Below are 18,532 nucleotides of genomic sequence, written 5' to 3'. Positions count from 1 at the left end.
TGTAAGTTTTAAACTCACAACTCATAACTTTAGAAAAGTCCTCCCTGAATATTGGTTCTTACTTTTCCTAAATGCTTATAAGCCTTTTCGGTAACTTCTCGTCCACGTGGAGTACGCATAATAAAACCTTCTTGGATTAAAAAAGGTTCATACACTTCTTCTATGGTTTCACTACTTTCAGATACAGCAGTAGCCAAGGTAGTAAGACCAACAGGACCACCTTTAAACTTATCAATAATAGTATTGAGTATCTTGTTGTCCATTTCATCTAAACCATGAGCATCTACATTCAATGCTTGTAAAGCATATTTTGATATTTCAATATCAATAGTACCATTCCCTTTTATTTGAGCAAAATCTCGAACTCTTCGTAAAAGCGCATTGGCTATCCTTGGAGTCCCTCTACTTCTTCCTGCAATTTCTATTGCAGCTTCCATTGTAATTGGCATTTTCAAAATAGAAGCACTACGCTGAATAATAGTCGACAATAATTCAACCGTATAATATTGCAACCTAGATTGAATCCCAAATCGGGCGCGCATGGGAGCAGTTAAAAGTCCAGAACGTGTTGTAGCTCCAATTAATGTAAAAGGATTTAGATTAATCTGAACCGTTCTTGCATTGGGTCCTGATTCAATCATAATATCAATTTTGAAATCCTCCATAGCCGAATACAAATATTCTTCAACGATAGGACTCAAACGATGAATTTCATCTATAAACAAAACATCTCTTTCATCAAGATTAGTTAATAACCCTGCTAAATCCCCTGGTTTATCTAATACTGGCCCCGAAGTTATCTTAATACCTACACCTAATTCATTTGCTAAAATATTAGCCAAAGTAGTTTTACCTAAACCTGGAGGACCATGAAACAAAGTATGATCTAAAGCTTCACTACGCTGATTAGCTGCTGCAACAAATACTTTTAAATTTTCCAAAACCTGATCTTGACCAGCAAAATCATCAAAACTGAGAGGTCTTAATCTTTTATCAAGATCAAGCTCTTCGGAATTATATCCTCGCGTTGTTGGGTCTAAATTTTCATTCATTTTGCAAAGATAAAGAAAAGCATTTGTGTTTTAGAAATAATAACAAAAGTAAAAATAAGGCATAAAAAAAACCTCTGAACTATCAGAGGTTTTATATTTATTAGTGGTGTAAAACTGATTCACCTGGTTTCATTGGAACCGTTTGAGGTACGAAATCATCCTCGTGCTCTGGGTTACTATAATCATAAGCCCAACGGTGAACTTCAGGAATTTCACCTGGCCAGTTACCATGAATATGCTCTACAGGAGTTGTCCACTCTAATGTAGTAGATCTCCATGGATTTTGCTCTGCTTTCTTACCGTAGAAAATACTACTAAAGAAATTATACAAGAATACTAATTGGAAAGCTGCTCCAACTAAAGCAAAAGTTGTAATTAATACATTCACGTTTTGCAAATCGTCGAATAGTGGAAAGTTTGTATTCGTATAATAACGTCTTGGTAAACCTGCTAATCCGATAAAGTGCATTGGGAAGAAAACTCCATAAGCACAAACTGCAGTAATCCAAAAGTGAATATAACCTAAGTTTTTATTCATCATTCTTCCAAACATTTTAGGGAACCAGTGGTAAATACCAGCAAACATTCCATAAAGTGCAGAGATACCCATTACTAAGTGGAAGTGAGCAACAACAAAGTAAGTATCGTGAACATTGATATCTAGTGTACTATCTCCTAAAATGATTCCTGTTAAACCTCCAGTGATGAAAGTAGAAACCATCCCGATAGAGAACAACATCGCAGGATTCATTTGTAAATTTCCTTTCCATAAAGTTGTAATCCAGTTGAAGGCTTTTACAGCAGATGGAATTGCAATTAATAATGTTGTAAAAGTAAATACAGAACCTAAGAAAGGATTCATACCTGAAATAAACATGTGGTGACCCCATACAATTGTAGAAAGGAACGCAATTGCAAGAACTGACATAATCATCGCTCTGTAACCAAAGATAGGCTTACGAGAGTTTGTTGCCATAATTTCAGATACAAGACCCATTGCAGGTAAGATTACGATATATACCTCAGGGTGACCTAAGAACCAGAATAAGTGTTCAAACAATACTGGTGATCCACCTTGATTGTGTAAAACTTCTCCAGCAATATAAATATCAGACAAGAAGAAAGAAGTACCAAAACTTCTATCGAAAATCAATAATAAAGCTGCAGATAATAACACTGGGAAAGAAAGTACCCCAATAATAGCAGTAATAAAGAATGTCCAGATAGTAAGCGGAAGTCTAGTCATAGACATTCCTTTAGTTCTTAAGTTGATTACAGTAACAATGTAGTTCAAAGATCCCATTAATGAAGATGCGATGAAAATAGCCATAGATACCAACCAAAGAGTCATACCCGTTCCTGAACCAGGAATAGCTTGTGGTAAAGCACTTAAAGGAGGATAAATTGTCCATCCAGCTGATGCAGGTCCTGACTCAACGAATAAAGAAATAATCATTACTACTGCTGATAAGAAAAACAACCAGTAAGAAATCATATTCATAAATCCTGAAGCCATATCTCTAGCACCAATTTGAAGTGGAATAAGTAGGTTACTAAAAGTACCACTTAATCCAGCAGTCAATACAAAGAATACCATGATAGTACCATGGATTGTCACTAATGCAAGATAAACATCATTAGCCATTACACCTTCTGGTGCAAATTTATCACCTAATAAAACATTGAATATTTTAAAAGATTCTTCTGGCCATGCTAACTGCATTCTGAAAAGTAAAGACATGACAATACCAATAATCCCCATAATAATACCTGTAATAAGGTATTGCTTAGCAATCATTTTATGATCAATACTAAAGATATATTTAGTAATGAATGTCTCTTTATGGTGGTGTTCGTGTTCGTGATCGTGAGCGTGATCGTGACCTTCTGCTGACATATATAATACTTTAAATTTTCTTAATAATTATTTCATAGCAACTTTAGCAGCCGCTACAGTATCGTTTCCTTTAACATCTCCCTCTGCAGCTGGTTCTCCTTCTGCAGGTTTATCTAATGAAGCTTTAACTTCATTAACAAGAGTAGTTTGTTGAGCTAACCATTTTTTATACTCTTCAGGAGTATCTACAACAACTTTCATTTGCATGTTATAGTGAGAGGCTCCACAAATTTTATTACAAAGTAACAAATAGTCAAAAGTATAAGGATCTAAACCTGGTTGCCCATTAGCAACTAAATCTAAACTTTTCTTAGCTCTTAACTCATTAATATGAGCCACTTTTTCAATCATTTCAGGCATCTCTCTGTATTCAGCCGTTGTATAGATTGGTGTAAAAGCAAACTCAGTAACCATTCCAGGAACACAGTTCATTTGCGCTCTAAAGTGAGGAAAATAAGCTGAGTGCAATACATCTTGAGAACGGAACTTAAAATGAATCTTTTTACCTTTAGGGATATGAAGTTCAGTTACAACAATATCATCCTGAGCATTAGGATCAGATAAATCAACTCCTAAAGTATTTACTCCTTCAATATATCTAACATTAGCCTTACCTAAAACATTATCTTCTCCAGCAATTCTGGCAGTCCATTTAAATTGTTGAGCATATAATTCAACCACTACAGTATCTTCTTCCTCATCAATAAACATAATATTTGTCCAAGCATACAATCCGTAAAGAATTAATCCAGCTAAAACTACTGCAGGAATGATACTCCATATCGCTTCTAATTTATTGTTATCAGCAAAATATAAAGCTTTTTGATCTTTTCTACCTTTATACTTAAAAGAAAAATAATATAATAAAAGTTGAGTTATTGCTTGAACCACAAAAATTAAAACCCAAGTAATATTCATTAAATTATCTACTTGACCTCCATGAGCTGAAGCCGGAGTGTGTAATGGTAAATTACCCCACTTGAACAAACCATAAATTGTAAAAATATAAAGGAATGCTAAAAACCCGAACATCAAATACCCTTGTAAGTTGTTGTCTTTATCATTAGCTACTTGAGAGCTATCTGAAGATACACCAACTTGAGTTAGGTCGAATATTTTAGTCAATTGCCATAAAGCAATAGCTAATAAAACTAAAACTATAATTACCAACAAACTTGTCATCTGTTTATCTCTTTAAAAATTAATAATGAAAATGTTTACTTTCTTCGATATAAGGATTTCTTTTTGCTAATAATGGAGCTTTAGTTAATGCTGTAAATACAGTAAAAATAAACAACCCAAGGAAAAAAAGAACTGATGAGATTTCTGGAACACCAATAAACCATTGGTCTCCAACTGTTCCAGGCATAATCATATTAAAGAAATCAATATAGTGACCTAATAAAATAACGATACCAGCCATTACAATAACCCAAGTGATTCGTTTGAAATCAGTATTGATAAGAATTAATAATGGGAAAACAAAGTTCATAACAACAGCACCAAAGAATGGTAAGTTGTAATCATTAATTCTAGTTACGAAATAAGTAATCTCTTCAGGAATATCAGCATACCAAATCAACATGAATTGAGAGAACCATAAGTAAGTCCAGAATACACTGATACCAAACATAAATTTAGCTAAGTCGTGAATATGACTTGTATTTACATAATCTAAATATCCTTTTGATTTTAAATAAAGAGTAACCATGGCAATCATAGTAATACCACTCACAAAGAAACTTGCAAATACATACCATCCAAATAATGTAGAGAACCAGTGAGGATCTACAGACATAATCCAGTCCCAAGACATGATAGACTCAGAAACGATAAAGAAAACTAAGAATCCAGCAGATAACTTAAAGTTCTTTTTGTAGTTAGTATTATCATCAGATTCATCTTGAGCCAAACAGTTTTTTCTAGAATAGTGACGGTATAAGTTCCATCCAATTAAGAAGATAGCCGCTCTTACGATCCAGAAACCAAAATTTAAATATCCTGATTTACCAGCAATAATTTCATCATAATTAGGACTATTAGGATCTGTTACACCTTCACCTAACCACGTAAATATATGATTAAAATGAAGACCACACATCACTAAAATAACAAAGAAAATAGCAGAACCATAAGGTAAATAAGCTGTAATACCTTGCATAACTCTAAATAACACTGGTGACCATCCTGCTACCGCAACTTGTTGAATAGCATAGAAAACTAAAGTTCCCATTGTTAATAACATAAAGAAAATACAAGCTACATATAAAGCTGACCAAGGTTTATTTTGCAATTGGTGCAAAATATGATTTAAATGCTCTTCATGTTCAGCATTCTCTTTTACTTCACTTTTAGCCTCATGAGTTGTTGTTGCGTGAGCATCGTGTAAAGCAGCTTTTGCTTCTTCGTGATGAGCCTCACCATGACCACCGTGAGATGATGCAGAAAGGATATTCTCAACTTCGTGAATATCTTTAGGTGCGTTTAAAAAACCATAACCTATTCCTAATATACCAACGGCCATTAAGATTATAGAAAAAGTTTTTAATTTACTTGAAAATGTATACATATCTATTACGATCAGTTTGTTCAACAATTATAATTGGCTTCTAAGTTTCATAACGTAGTCAGCAACTAACCAACGTTCATGAGCACTTAATTGATTGGCATGAGAACCCATCGCATTTAAACCATACGTTTCTACGTGAAAAATACTTCCTTCTGTAATTTCTCTATCTTTATAACTAGGAACTCCAAGGAATTTTTCTCTTTCCACTAATTTTCCTTTACCGTTACCTGTTGCACCATGACAACTAATACAATAGATATCGAAAAGTTCTTTTCCTTTGTCAGAATTTCTATCTAAAGAATCCAAAGGAGATTTTAAATTAGCTTTTGCTAATTCATATCCTTCTGTTGTATTAGGATATTCATAAGGTTCAAAACCTCTATTGATACTTCCTTCTGCAGGAAGTAAACCTACTTTACCACCAGGAAATACTTTAGACTCTGAATAAGTTTCGTAGCCTACTGATTCATACATATTTGGAAAGTACTGATAATTCGGCTCTTTATCATTATGACATGATGCTACTAAAGCAGTTATGCCTAATAATAGTGTTATTTTATATACCCTTTTCATATCTAAATTAATTCTTTTCTATTACTTTAACTTCTACAGCACCTGTATTTTGGAAAAAAGAAACCAATTCTTCTTCGTTATTATTAACAGCAACTTCCATTAAAAAATGATCATCTGTAGTTCTTACATCAGGATTCTCAGCTTTCTTGAAAGGCCATAATTTACTTCTCATGTAAAAAGTAATTACCATTAAGTGTGCTGCAAAAAATACAGTCATCTCAAACATAATAGGCACAAAAGAAGGCATATTTTGAATATAACTAAAACTTGGTTTACCTCCAATATCTTGTGGCCAATCATGAATCATGATAAAGCTCATCATAGATGTTGCAACAGAAATACCAACACATCCATATAAGAATGCACAAATAGCTAATCTTGTAGGGGCTATTCCCATAGCCTTATCCAAACCATGAACAGGGAATGGAGAAAAAACATCTTCAATATGATGGTGAGCTGCTCTAGTTTTCTTTACAGCATCCATCAATATATCATCGTCATTATAAATGGCGTAAATTACTTTATTACTCATGGTGTGAATCTTTATTTGCTTCTCTTTCTCTTATGTAATTGTCTCCTGTTGCTTTTAAAATTGTTTTAACCTCTGCCTGTGCAATTACAGGGAATGTTCTAGAGTATAATAAAAACAATACAAAGAAGAAACCTATTGTTCCAATGAAAATTCCAATATCAACAAATGTTGGAGAGAACATTGTCCAAGAAGATGGTAAGTAATCTCTATGTAACGATGTTACGATGATTACGAAACGCTCAAACCACATTCCAATATTTACTACGATAGAAATAATAAATGAAAACATGATACTTGTTCTTAATTTCTTGAACCACATAAATTGTGGAGAGAATACGTTACAAGTCATCATAGACCAATATGCCCACCAGTAAGGTCCAGTAGCTCTGTTTAAGAAGGCATATTGCTCATACTCTACTCCAGAATACCAAGCAATAAACAACTCAGTAATATAAGCCACACCAACGATAGAACCAGTAATCATGATAATTAAGTTCATCAATTCGATGTGTTGTAAAGTAATATAAGCTTCAAGATTAGAAACTTTTCTCATGATGATAAGCAAAGTATTTACCATTGCAAATCCTGAGAATACCGCTCCAGCAACGAAGTACGGAGGGAAAATTGTTGTATGCCATCCAGGAATTACAGAAGTAGCAAAGTCCATAGATACAATAGTGTGTACCGAAAGTACAAGAGGAGTTGCTAAACCAGCAAGTACCAACGATACTTCTTCAAAACGTTGCCAGTCTTTTACTCTACCACTCCATCCAAAACTTAAGATTGAATAAACTCTTTTATTAAATGGTGTGATTGCTCTATCTCTTAACATTGCAAAATCAGGTAATAAACCAGTCCACCAGAAAACTAATGAAACTGATAAATAAGTTGAGATTGCAAATACGTCCCAAAGAAGAGGTGAGTTAAAGTTTACCCAAAGAGATCCAAATTGGTTTGGAATTGGTAATACCCAGTAAGCTAACCAAGGACGTCCCATGTGAATGATTGGGAACAAACCAGCCTGAACTACTGAGAAAATTGTCATCGCCTCAGCAGAACGGTTAATAGCCATTCTCCATCTTTGACGGAATAACAATAATACTGCAGAGATAAGTGTTCCAGCGTGTCCAATACCTACCCACCAAACGAAGTTAGTGATATCCCATGCCCAACCAACTGTTTTATTTAATCCCCATGTTCCAATACCTGTAGATATTGTATAAACTATACATCCTATTCCCCAAAGAAAGGCTGTTAAAGCGATTGTAAATACAATCCACCAATGTTTATTAGCCAAACCTTCGACAGGCGCTGCCACATCTACTGTTACATCATGATAAGTCTTATCACCTATAACTAAAGGCTTTCTAATACTAGAGTCGTATATATGAGACATATTCCTTTATATTGATTTTAAATTTATTTCTTCTTAAGAGTTTCTAACTTTTACGTGATATACCACATTTGGTTTTGTTCCAATATGCTCTAATAAATGATATGATCTTTCATCAGCAGCTAATTTGGCTACTTTGCTTTCTTTATCATTAACATCACCAAAAATCATTGCTCCACTAGAACAAGCACTAGAACAAGCTGTTTGGAATTCACCATCAACTACTTCTCTTCCTTCTCTCTTCGCTTTTAAGATAGTTGCTTGTGTCATTTGAATACACATAGAACATTTCTCCATAACACCACGAGAACGAACGTTAACATCTGGATTTAATACCATACGTCCTAAATCGTCATTCATGTGATAATCGAATTCACTGTTTTTGTTATACAAGAACCAGTTAAAACGACGTACTTTATAAGGACAGTTATTAGCACAGTAACGAGTACCAACACATCTGTTATACGCCATATGGTTTTGACCTTGACGACCGTGAGAAGTTGCAGCAACAGGACAAACTGTCTCACATGGAGCGTGATTACAGTGTTGACACATTACAGGTTGGAAAGCTACTTGTGGGTTATCAGAAGCTTTCTCCATCTCATTGAATGTAGAAAGTGAACTAGACAATCCAGCGATTCCTTCTTTTCTTTCATTATCTCCCTCAAAAGTTTCTTCAGAAGAATAATATCTATCAATACGTAACCAGTGCATATCACGGCTTCTTCTTACCTCAGACTTACCTACAACTGGTACGTTGTTTTCAGCGTGACAAGAAATAACACAAGCACCACAACCTGTACAAGCATTTAAATCAATAGATAAATTAAAGTGATGTCCAGTAGAACGATCAAAAGATTCCCATAAATCTACAGTTGTAGATTCAACTTCTTTGTGATCTAAAGATACTTTTGGAGTTGGATTCCACTCTTTAGAATCTTTAGTATTAAATATCTCCAAAGAAGTTTCTTTAATGATATCTCCTCTACCCATCAATGTTTTTTGACCTTGAACACAAGCAAACTCATGTTCACCACTAGCTTGAATTAATGTTACAGCCTGAACATCATTAAAACCTTTATATAATGAGTAAGCATTAACACCTACTTGCATTTCTTCTTTTAAAGCCGCTTTACGCCCATAACCTAAAGCTAAACCAACAGTTCCAACAGCTTGACCAGGCTGAACGATAACTGGAACATTTTCTAATGTAGCACCATTAGCAACAGTAATAGTAGCATAACTACCATTTAAACCTCCATTTGCAACAATTTCATTAGATAATCCTAAAGCTTTTGCATCAGCATTAGAAACTGTAACATAGTTATCCCAAGAAACTCTTGTGATTGGATCTGGAAACTCTTGCAACCAAGGGTTATTAGCTTGCTGTCCATCTCCCATTCCTGTTTTAGTATACAACACTAATTCTAAACCTGAAGCAGCTTTAGATTTAGCTAATTCATTTGCGGCAGAAGCATAATCAGCAGTTCCACCAGCAGCAGCTTGAGGAGCACCAACAAACACACCATCATGTAAAACTTTGTTCCAAGTTGAACCAGCGATGAAGTTTGATGAATATGCTTTTATATAATCGTAATAAGAACCTGTTAATCCATTCAAAGACATCAAAACTTCTTGGAATTGTTTTGTTTTGAATAATGGACGAATAGTAGGCTGTGTTAAACTGTAAGTTCCTTTAGTAAGAACTAAATCACCCCAAGACTCTAAGTAGTGTGGTACTGGAGCAGCGATTGTAGCAACACTAGCAGTTTCATCTTCTTTTAAAGATAAAGCAACTGAAGTTTTTACTTTTTTAAGACCTTCTACAAAAGAAGCTGAATCAGCTAATGTATAAACTGGATTCACTCCACTCATAATTAATGTATGAACACTTCCTGCCTTCATATCAGTAATCAATTGAGCCACTTGTGCATCAGAACCTTTTCTAATTTGTCTAGTTCCTACAGTAGTATAAGCTTCACTTGCCAAAACTTGGTTGATAGCAATAACTAACAACTGAGCATTTTTATCTTGAATACCTGAAACTAAAACTCCTTTAGAACCAGCAGCTTTTAATTGTTGAGCCGCTTTAGTTACTTCTGCTTTTAATTTAGCATCTAAATTAACAGCTACAGAAGAACCTGTAATAACATTATATATTTGAACTAATGCTTGTTTTTGATTAGCAACCGTCATTGGTAAACGCTTATCAGCAGCCGCACCAGACAAAGTCATATTAGCTTCTAATTGGAAATGACGAGACATTTTTCCGTTTTTAGGAATTCTACCTTGTGCATATCCAGCATCAAATCCTCCACCTTGCCAATCTCCTAAGAAATCAGCTCCAACAGAAACAATTAAAGAAGCTTTTGAAAAATCATAATCCACTAAAGCTCTCTCACCATAAACAGTTTCAAAAGCATCTAATGCAGCAGATGAAGAAACCGCATCATATACTACATGTTTTGCATTTGGATTAGCAGTAATAAAATCAGCAATTAATTTTTCAGTTGATGGACTTGCTAAAGTATTCGTTAACAGAACCACTTGTTTACCATTAGCCTTAGCTTCAGCAACACTTGATTTAATTTTCGATTCTACCGCAGACCATTCAGCATCCTTTGCTTCAATTTTTGGTGCTTTCAAACGCATATTATCATACAATGACAATATTGAGGCATGAATCCTAGCATTAGCCGCAAATTTAGCACCCGCAATAGTATTATTATCTATTTTAATCGGACGCCCTTCACGTGTTTTAACAAGTAGATTTGCAAAATCAAAACCATCGAAAACAGAAGTCGCATAATAATCTGCTACTCCAGGGATGATTTGTTCTGGTTGCAATACATAAGGAATCGACTTGTGCACAGGCCCCTCACATGCTGCTAAAGTTGCTGCAGCAGTACTAAAACCTACGTACTTTAGAAAGTCACGTCTTGAAGTTGAAGAAGACGCTAAAGCCTCATTATTTCCTAAAAACTCATCAGTAGGAATTTCTTCAACAAACTCGTTATTTCTAAGCGCCTCAACAATAGAACCATTTTCTAGTTCCTCAACACTTTTCCAGTATTTTTTGTTTGATGACATTGTATATATATATTAAAATCTTAATAATTTGATTAATAGTGGCATTTTCCACACTCTAAACCTCCCATTTGCGCTTCAGTCAATTTATCCACACCATATTTCTTAGAAAGTTCTTCATGTATCTTAGTATAATACCCATTTCCTTCCATTTTAACATCTGTTTTTCTGTGACAATCCACACACCAACCCATAGTTAATGGAGCAAATTGTTTCTGAATTTCATAAGTCTCAACCGGACCATGACATGTTTGACACTCAATTCCTCCTACAGTTACGTGTTGAGAGTGGTTGAAGTAAACAAAATCAGGTAAATTATGTATACGAACCCATTTAACCGGTTGTGTTTTTCCAGTATATGACTGAGTTGTTTTATCCCAACCCACTGCATCGTATAATTTTTGGATTTGAGCATCGTAGAATGCCTTGCTGTACTCAGGAGTAGCAGTCGTTTCAGCAACCTCAGAAATATTTTTATGACAGTTCATACAAACATTTAAAGAAGGTATACCTGCATTTTTACTTACTCTGGCAGCAGAGTGACAATATTTACAGTTAATCTCATTATCACCAGCGTGAATTTTATGAGAATAATGTATCGGTTGAATTGGAGCATAATCCTGATCAACACCAACCTGCATAAAATAGCCATACACAAAATAACCACTAGCAAGCAATAAAAAGATACAAGAAACTAAAACCAAGAACTGATTTTTAACAAAAGCTTTCCAAATAGAAACACGCTCTACCTTTGGTTCAACTTCGATTCCATTCGCTTTAGCTACTTTTCTTAAAACATTGTTAACCATGAAAAGCATCACAACTAACACTACTAAAACTAAAGCTAATACTCCTAATATAACACTATTAGAGCTACCGCTTTCAGTAACAGTTCCAGGAGGAGTAGCTGCACCAGTTGCCGCACCAGCTGCTGGTTCCGCTTTTGGCTCAGAAGTATAGGCTAAAATATTATCAATATCCTCGTTAGACAACTGAGGAAATGAAGTCATTACCGCCTTATTGTTTTCTTCAAACAACTTAACCGCAGCAGCATCACCTGACTTAATCATGTCAGAACTGTTATGAATCCACTTGTAAAGCCATTCAGCATCATGTTTATCAGCAACCCCTCTTAAAGCAGGCCCTGTTGACTTAGCATCTAGCTTATGACACGCAGCACAATTAGCATTAAAAAGCGCTTTACCTTTTGCCGGATCACCACCAGCAGTAGCAGCTGCAGGAGCAGCTTCGGTTGCAGCTGCAGGAGCAGCATCTTGCGCAAATGAAGAGAAGGAAACAGCTAGCATCAAAGCTATGCTTAAAAACAGTTTCCTTGAGTTCGAATTATGGTTACCCACCTTTTTCATAAAGTATAATGATTATCTACTAAAAATTGGCAAATTTTTTATGCAACAAATTCACATAAAAAACGTTCCTTTATTTTAAACAGCCACAAAAATACGACTTAAGAACTATTCTCAAAACCCTAATACAACTCAAATAACAATTTATATTAATTCTAAATAAGTTTTTTATTTCACATTAAGTATATAATTAGTAATTTTACTTAAAAATCTTCACGTTATGAGAATTTTAACAATTCGAAACCACATTTTTCACATTGCCTATCTAAGTATTTTAAGTCTAAAAATATCAGCTCAGGAAGCAAAAATCAACATTCAGCAAAACCCAAAATTTGAACAGCTTCTAAATGAAAAAAGAAAAATCAATAGTTCAATAACTGTAAATGAGTCATATAAAGTTCAAATTTACAGTGGCGTAAGTGAAAAAGCAAAAAGCACTCTGAATGAATGCAAACAACTTTTTACCGACCTAGACGGAACCATCGTATTTAACACTCCTAATTATAAGGTTTGGATAGGGAATTTTAAAAGCCGTATTGAAGCCGAACGCAATTTAGTCGAAATCAAAAAAAACTATCCAAATGCTTTCCTGATTAAGCCCAAAAAATAAATTTTAACACTTTTTGTTATAAAAAAAGAGCCTGAAAAAGCAGCAAAATTACTTTTTAAGGCTCTTTTTCTTTACATACTAATCAATAAGAAAAATTTCAATAAACACCTTGTACAACAACAAAAAGCCTCTCCGTTTATTGAAGTGGCTTTGTTGTTTTAACCGCGTTAAAAACGCTACGTTTTATCTTTCAATTTATGTAGTTACTCGCCACAGGCAAGCACCATAGTTGCCGACAAACGAGCGCCAGTAGGAAATTATTTATAAAGACAAAACCTCGCTAATTGCGAGGTTTTTTTATGGTTTAGATTAACTTGCTCAGCTTTATGGGCACAGGCAAATGCCTGCGCTAACCTTTTGTCTATATCTGCGCGATCGGGGACACTCCGTTATATTAGAAGTGACCTTATTTATTTTAACCGCATTGCAAATGCTACAATTTATCTTTTAACGTATGCTGGCACTCGCTGTAAGCAAGCGCCAGAGTTATTGACAAACGAGGACGAGTGGGAGTTTAAAATTTACAATGAAACAGTACAGTTTAAAATCAGTATGCCACACGAAAGGATTCGCAAAAAGTCTAAAATACAAAAAATCCCGATTGCTCGGGATTTCTTATAAATTCTATTCGAAAAATTATTTCAATTTTTTCTTGATAGCTACTTCGTGATACGCTTCAATCACATCGTCAATTTCGATATCATTGAATCCTTTTACCTGGATACCACAGTCGTAACCTTTAGTTACTTCTTTCACATCGTCTTTGAAACGTTTCAAGGCAACTAATTCACCTTCGTGAACTACTACTCCTTGACGGATAATTCTGATTTTAGCCTGACGGGTAATCTTACCATCTGTAACCATACATCCAGCAATTGTACCCACTTTAGAAATTTTGAACAACTCTCTGATTTGCGCATTTCCTAATACTTCCTCTTTCATTTCCGGAGCAAGCATTCCTTCCATTGCATCTTTCAAATCGTCAATAGCAGCGTAGATAATAGAATAGTAACGGATATCGATTTCTTCTTTATCTGCTAATTGTCTTGCATTTCCAGCCGGACGAACGTTAAATCCGATAATAATTGCATCAGAAGCAGAAGCCAACATAACATCGGTTTCAGTAATTGCTCCAACCCCTTTATGGATAATATTGATTTGAATTTCTTCAGTCGATAATTTAGAGAACGAATCAGATAATGCTTCTACAGATCCATCCACGTCCCCTTTAAGGATTACATTCAATTCTTTAAACTGACCTAATGCAATACGACGACCAATCTCGTCTAATGTAATATGACGTTGTGTACGTACTGATTGCTCACGCATTAATTGAGAACGTTTAGCTGCAATTTGTTTTGCTTCTTTTTCATCTTCAAACACATTAAACTTGTCCCCTGCTGTAGGAGCACCATCCAAACCTAAAATAGATACTGGAGTTGAAGGTCCTGCCTCAGTAATTACGTGACCACGCTCATCATGCATAGCTTTCACTTTACCATGGTGTTTACCTGCTAACAAGTAATCTCCAATTCTTAAAGTTCCATGTTGTACCATGATAGTAGAAACATATCCTTTACCTTTATCTAGGAAAGCTTCCACAACTGCTCCTTGAGCTGGTTTATTAGGATTCGATTTTAAATCTAAAATTTCAGCTTCTAACAATACTTTTTCTAAAAGATCTTTTACTCCAAGACCTGTTTTAGCAGATATATCGTGCGATTGGATTTTTCCTCCCCATTCTTCGATAAGCAAGTTCATCCCTGCTAATCTTTCTTTAATTTTATCTGGGTTAGCGTTTGGCTTATCAATTTTGTTGATTGCAAAGATAATAGGAACTCCAGCAGCCTGAGCGTGAGAGATTGCCTCTTTAGTTTGCGGCATGATATCATCATCCGCAGCAATAACAATAATAACAATATCTGTTAATTGCGCTCCACGAGCACGCATTGCTGTAAAGGCTTCGTGACCTGGTGTATCTAAGAATGCAATTTTTTGACCATTCTCCAATTTCACCCCATAAGCTCCAATGTGCTGTGTAATACCTCCAGACTCACCAGCGATAACATTTTCTTTACGGATATAATCCAGTAAGGAAGTTTTACCGTGGTCAACGTGACCCATTACCGTTACAATTGGCGCTCTGTTTACTAAGTCTTCTTCTTTATCTTCTACAACTTCAATCGCTTCTTCGATATCAACTGTGATAAATTCAACATCGTAACCAAACTCATCAGCAACAATAGTTAATGTTTCTGCATCTAGACGTTGGTTCATGGTCACCATGATACCTAATGACATACAAGTTCCGATTACCTTAGTAATTGGCACATCCATCATTATGGCAATTTCACCTACAGTAACAAACTCAGTAACTTTAAGAATTTTACTTTCTTCATCTAAAGCTCTTTGTTCATCATCTGATTTTTGACGGTGAGAATCTCTCTTGTCTCTTCTGTATTTAGCTGCTTTAGATTTTCCTCCTTTTTTACCTTGAAGTTTTTCTAAAGTCTCTCTAATTTGGTTTTTTACTTCTTCTTCTGTTGGCTCAACCTTAGCCACAATTGCAGGACGATTTCCTTTTACAAATCCAGGTCTAGCTCCTTTATTATCTCTGTTAGCATTAAAACCACCAGCATTTGGAGTTATCTTATTTGGATTTGGTGCACCTGGTACTCTTGGTGTTGCCGAAGCATTTGGAGCACCAGCACCTGGTTTAGGAGCAATTCTTTTACGTTTACTTTTGTTAGAATTAGCCCCTTGAGCTCCTGGAGCACCCGGTTTATTAGCCGTAATTTTAGGATCTTCTTTTTCTTTTTTGGTTTATCAAACTGTGATAAATCAATAGTTTGCCCCGTTAATTTAGCTCCTGAAAGCTTTTGGTATTGAGTCGCGATTGCATCTTCTGCAGGAGCTTCTTCTGTTTTCACAACTTCTTTAACTTTAGGTTCTACAACGGTAGTTTTATCTTCTTTTTTAACTTCCGTTTTAGGAGTTGTATTTTCAACAACTGGCTTACTTACTTCGGCTACAATTTTTTCTTCTTTTTTGTCTGAAAGCGATTTCTCTGGAGAGCTAATTTTAGCAGCCGGTTTTTCTTCGGCAACTTCAGGCTTAGTAGCGCTTACTTTTTCTTCAGCTACTGGAGAAGGTGTAGGTTTAGATGGATTTAAATCAATTTTCCCCACTTGAACAGGTCCTGAAATTACAGCTCTTGCTTTAATAACTTCCTGTTGTTGTCTTTGTAATTCTTCTTCTTGCTTACGTTTATCTTCAGCTTCTCTATCGCGCTCGATACGTAAAGCTTCTTTTTCTTTTCTCTTCTCTTCGCTTACTTCTTTCGAAGCCTCTTTTTTCCCTCTGTCACCCGCAAACTGACCGCACAAGACATCGTATACTTCATTAGAAATTTTTGTGTTCGGATTTGACTCAATCGCAATTCCTTTATCCTTAAGATAATCCACAGCTCTTTCTAAAGAAATATTCAATTCCCTTAAAACTTTGTTTATTCTTATTACTCTCTCTTCAGACATATAAACTTTTTATTATTACCTATTCCGTTGTGTTGATTAGAAGCTTTAGTCTAGCTATCAAACTCTTCTTTCAATATTTTCATAACATCTAGAATTGTTTCTTCTTCTAAATCTGTTCTTCTTACTAAATCCTCTACATCATGTTTCAAGATACTTTTAGCAGTGTCTAATCCAATTTTTGCAAATTCTTCAATAATCCACTCATCAATTTCATCTGAAAACTCTGTTAATTCAACATCGTCTTCATCAGCAGCAGCTCCAGCAACATCTCCTTCTCTAATAACATCTAACTCATAACCAGTTAACAAACCAGCTAATTTAATATTATGACCTCCTCTACCAATTGCTTTAGAAACTTCTTCTAATTTTAAAAACACATCTGCTCTTTTTGTTTCTTCATCAATTTTGATTGAAGATACTTTTGCAGGGCTTAATGCTCTTGTAATAAATAATTGAATATTATTAGTATAATTAATAACATCAATATTTTCATTCCCTAATTCACGAACAATTCCGTGAATACGTGATCCTTTCATTCCCACACATGCTCCAACTGGATCAATTCTATCATCATAAGAATCTACAGCTACTTTTGCTTTTTCACCTGGGATTCTTACCACTTTTTTAATTGTTATTAAACCGTCAAAAACTTCTGGAATTTCTTGTTCAAATAATTTCTCTAAAAACTTCTCTGAAGTTCTAGACATAATAATTTGAGGTTTGTTTCCTTTTAATTCAACGCTTTCAATAATTCCACGAACGTTATCTCCTTTACGGAAAAAGTCGGATGGAATTTGTTTTTCTTTTGGTAACACAATTTCGTTTCCTTCATCATCCACCAAAATTACTACTCTTGGTCTTACATGGTGCACTTCGGCTGTGTAAATATCACCAATTAAATCTTTAAATTGTTTATAAAGATTTGTATTATCGTGTTCATGTATTTTTGAAATCAAATTTTGACGCAATGCTAAGATAGCTCTTCTTCCTAGATCAATTAATTTAACCTCTTCAGAAACTTCTTCTCCAATCTCAAAATCTGCCTCAATTTTTCTAGCCTCTGTTAAAGTAATCTCTTCATTTTCGAAATCCAAATCTTCGTCGGCAACGATTACTCTCCTTCTCCAAATTTCCATATCACCTTTATCAGGATTGATAATGATGTCAAAATTTTCATCTGAACCGTATTTTTTCTTCAATGCATTTCTAAATACATCTTCTAAAATTGCCATAAGCGTTACACGATCAATAAGTTTATTATCTTTAAACTCTGAAAATGAATCGATTAATGCTAAATTTTCCATGCGAATTCTTTAAATTAAAATGTTACTGTAACAACTGCCTCTTTAATATCTGAATAAGGTATTTGTTGTTCTTTCTGTACTGTTTCTTTTCCTTTCCCTACTTTTTTAGGTTCTCTTGCTTTCCAAGACAAAATTATGAAATCTTCATTAGCATCAACTAATTCCGCTTCTATTTTTTCAGTATTTGTAGTCACAATCAAAGTTCTACCAATATTTTTGATGTATTGACGGGTCAATTTCAATGGTGAACCAATTCCTACCGAAGCTACTTCAAGAGAATAATCCTGCTCTTCTCTATCTAACTTACTTTCTATTGCACGACTAATATCGATGCAATCCTGCAAAACCACTCCATTATCATCGTCCAAAGTTATCATCACTTTAAACGCATCTGTAATAGTTAAGTCAATCAAAAAAAGCGAAGGTCTTTCCTCTAGAACTTCCTGCAATAATGAATTTACTTTTTCTTTAAATGTCATATTTCTTATAAAAAGAGGGGACATTTAGTCCCCTCATTACCTAGATTTTAATAAATAACCGTGCAAATATAGTGTTTATTTTTATATTCCAAAAATAATTGAATAACACTATTAAATTCCTTATCTTTATATAACCTGA

The 18,532-nt window shown here is 34.7% G+C and carries 12 protein-coding genes and 1 pseudogene; 1 reads left to right on the top strand and 12 read right to left on the bottom strand.

Annotated elements, in window-relative coordinates; genetic code table 11:
- Positions 1 to 29: 29 nt before the first annotated feature.
- The 9 genes from ruvB to P5P90_RS11270 form a co-directional block, all read right to left on the bottom strand.
- Positions 30 to 1,052 carry a Holliday junction branch migration DNA helicase RuvB gene (gene ruvB / locus P5P90_RS11310; protein ID WP_278034786.1) on the bottom strand — a complete coding sequence of 341 codons (1,023 nt, stop codon included), beginning with the start codon at positions 1,050 to 1,052 and terminating at the stop codon, positions 30 to 32.
- A gap of 100 nt (positions 1,053 to 1,152) precedes the next feature.
- Positions 1,153 to 2,949 carry a cytochrome c oxidase subunit I gene (locus P5P90_RS11305; protein WP_278034785.1) on the bottom strand — a complete coding sequence of 599 codons (1,797 nt, stop codon included), beginning with the start codon at positions 2,947 to 2,949 and terminating at the stop codon, positions 1,153 to 1,155.
- 27 nt (positions 2,950 to 2,976) lie between these two features.
- On the bottom strand, positions 2,977 to 4,131 hold the full coding sequence (locus P5P90_RS11300; RefSeq protein ID WP_278034784.1) for a cytochrome c oxidase subunit II: 1,155 nt from the start codon (positions 4,129 to 4,131) through the stop codon (positions 2,977 to 2,979).
- Positions 4,132 to 4,150: 19 nt separating this feature from the next.
- Positions 4,151 to 5,518: a quinol:cytochrome C oxidoreductase gene (locus P5P90_RS11295; RefSeq protein ID WP_278034783.1), complete on the bottom strand. Its 1,368-nt coding sequence runs from the start codon at positions 5,516 to 5,518 to the stop codon at positions 4,151 to 4,153.
- A gap of 27 nt (positions 5,519 to 5,545) precedes the next feature.
- Positions 5,546 to 6,091, bottom strand: a complete 546-nt coding sequence (locus tag P5P90_RS11290; RefSeq protein WP_278034782.1) for a c-type cytochrome — start codon at positions 6,089 to 6,091, stop codon at positions 5,546 to 5,548.
- 7 nt (positions 6,092 to 6,098) lie between these two features.
- The gene (locus P5P90_RS11285; RefSeq protein WP_278034781.1) at positions 6,099 to 6,623 is read right to left on the bottom strand and encodes a DUF3341 domain-containing protein; all 525 of its coding nucleotides are present in this window, start codon (positions 6,621 to 6,623) and stop codon (positions 6,099 to 6,101) included.
- A complete protein-coding gene (nrfD, locus tag P5P90_RS11280) occupies positions 6,616 to 8,019 on the bottom strand; it encodes an NrfD/PsrC family molybdoenzyme membrane anchor subunit (protein ID WP_278034780.1) in 1,404 nt (467 codons plus the stop codon). Before nrfD ends, P5P90_RS11285 begins: the two co-directional genes overlap by 8 nt.
- Positions 8,020 to 8,052: 33 nt before the next feature.
- Entirely contained in the window at positions 8,053 to 11,106 is a 3,054-nt protein-coding gene (locus P5P90_RS11275) for a TAT-variant-translocated molybdopterin oxidoreductase (protein ID WP_278034779.1), read from the bottom strand.
- Between the two features lie 32 nt (positions 11,107 to 11,138).
- Entirely contained in the window at positions 11,139 to 12,470 is a 1,332-nt protein-coding gene (locus P5P90_RS11270) for a c-type cytochrome (protein ID WP_278034778.1), read from the bottom strand.
- Between the two features lie 217 nt (positions 12,471 to 12,687).
- Here P5P90_RS11270 and P5P90_RS11265 point away from each other — a divergent pair, with 217 nt between their 5' ends.
- Positions 12,688 to 13,077, top strand: coding sequence for an SPOR domain-containing protein (locus P5P90_RS11265; RefSeq protein WP_278034777.1), 390 nt, complete (start codon positions 12,688 to 12,690; stop codon positions 13,075 to 13,077).
- 636 nt (positions 13,078 to 13,713) lie between these two features.
- On the opposite strand, the pseudogene infB reads toward P5P90_RS11265, so the two are convergent.
- The 3 genes and pseudogenes from infB to rimP all read right to left on the bottom strand — a co-directional run bounded on the left by infB (position 13,714) and on the right by rimP (position 18,393).
- Positions 13,714 to 16,610: pseudogene (gene infB / locus P5P90_RS11260) on the bottom strand (translation initiation factor IF-2).
- A 50-nt stretch (positions 16,611 to 16,660) separates the two neighbouring features.
- The gene (gene nusA, locus P5P90_RS11255; protein WP_278034776.1) at positions 16,661 to 17,914 is read right to left on the bottom strand and encodes a transcription termination factor NusA; all 1,254 of its coding nucleotides are present in this window, start codon (positions 17,912 to 17,914) and stop codon (positions 16,661 to 16,663) included.
- A 14-nt stretch (positions 17,915 to 17,928) separates the two neighbouring features.
- Entirely contained in the window at positions 17,929 to 18,393 is a 465-nt protein-coding gene (rimP, locus tag P5P90_RS11250) for a ribosome assembly cofactor RimP (RefSeq protein ID WP_278034775.1), read from the bottom strand.
- Between the last annotated feature and the right edge of the window lie 139 nt (positions 18,394 to 18,532).

Origin of the sequence: Flavobacterium nitratireducens, from assembly GCF_029625335.1 — a bacterium.
In the GTDB taxonomy this organism is placed as follows: domain Bacteria; phylum Bacteroidota; class Bacteroidia; order Flavobacteriales; family Flavobacteriaceae; genus Flavobacterium; species Flavobacterium nitratireducens.
Note: the sequence above shows the minus strand (reverse complement) of the source record. Positions and strands in the feature narration are given on the sequence as shown.

Coding starts and splice junctions, on each gene's coding strand:
- ruvB (WP_278034786.1), bottom strand. CDS start 1,052: ATGAATGAAAATTTAGACCCAACAACGCGAGGATATAATTCCGAAGAG.
- P5P90_RS11305 (WP_278034785.1), bottom strand. CDS start 2,949: ATGTCAGCAGAAGGTCACGATCACGCTCACGATCACGAACACGAACAC.
- P5P90_RS11300 (WP_278034784.1), bottom strand. CDS start 4,131: ATGACAAGTTTGTTGGTAATTATAGTTTTAGTTTTATTAGCTATTGCT.
- P5P90_RS11295 (WP_278034783.1), bottom strand. CDS start 5,518: ATGTATACATTTTCAAGTAAATTAAAAACTTTTTCTATAATCTTAATG.
- P5P90_RS11290 (WP_278034782.1), bottom strand. CDS start 6,091: ATGAAAAGGGTATATAAAATAACACTATTATTAGGCATAACTGCTTTA.
- P5P90_RS11285 (WP_278034781.1), bottom strand. CDS start 6,623: ATGAGTAATAAAGTAATTTACGCCATTTATAATGACGATGATATATTG.
- nrfD (WP_278034780.1), bottom strand. CDS start 8,019: ATGTCTCATATATACGACTCTAGTATTAGAAAGCCTTTAGTTATAGGT.
- P5P90_RS11275 (WP_278034779.1), bottom strand. CDS start 11,106: ATGTCATCAAACAAAAAATACTGGAAAAGTGTTGAGGAACTAGAAAAT.
- P5P90_RS11270 (WP_278034778.1), bottom strand. CDS start 12,470: ATGAAAAAGGTGGGTAACCATAATTCGAACTCAAGGAAACTGTTTTTA.
- P5P90_RS11265 (WP_278034777.1), top strand. CDS start 12,688: ATGAGAATTTTAACAATTCGAAACCACATTTTTCACATTGCCTATCTA.
- nusA (WP_278034776.1), bottom strand. CDS start 17,914: ATGGAAAATTTAGCATTAATCGATTCATTTTCAGAGTTTAAAGATAAT.
- rimP (WP_278034775.1), bottom strand. CDS start 18,393: ATGACATTTAAAGAAAAAGTAAATTCATTATTGCAGGAAGTTCTAGAG.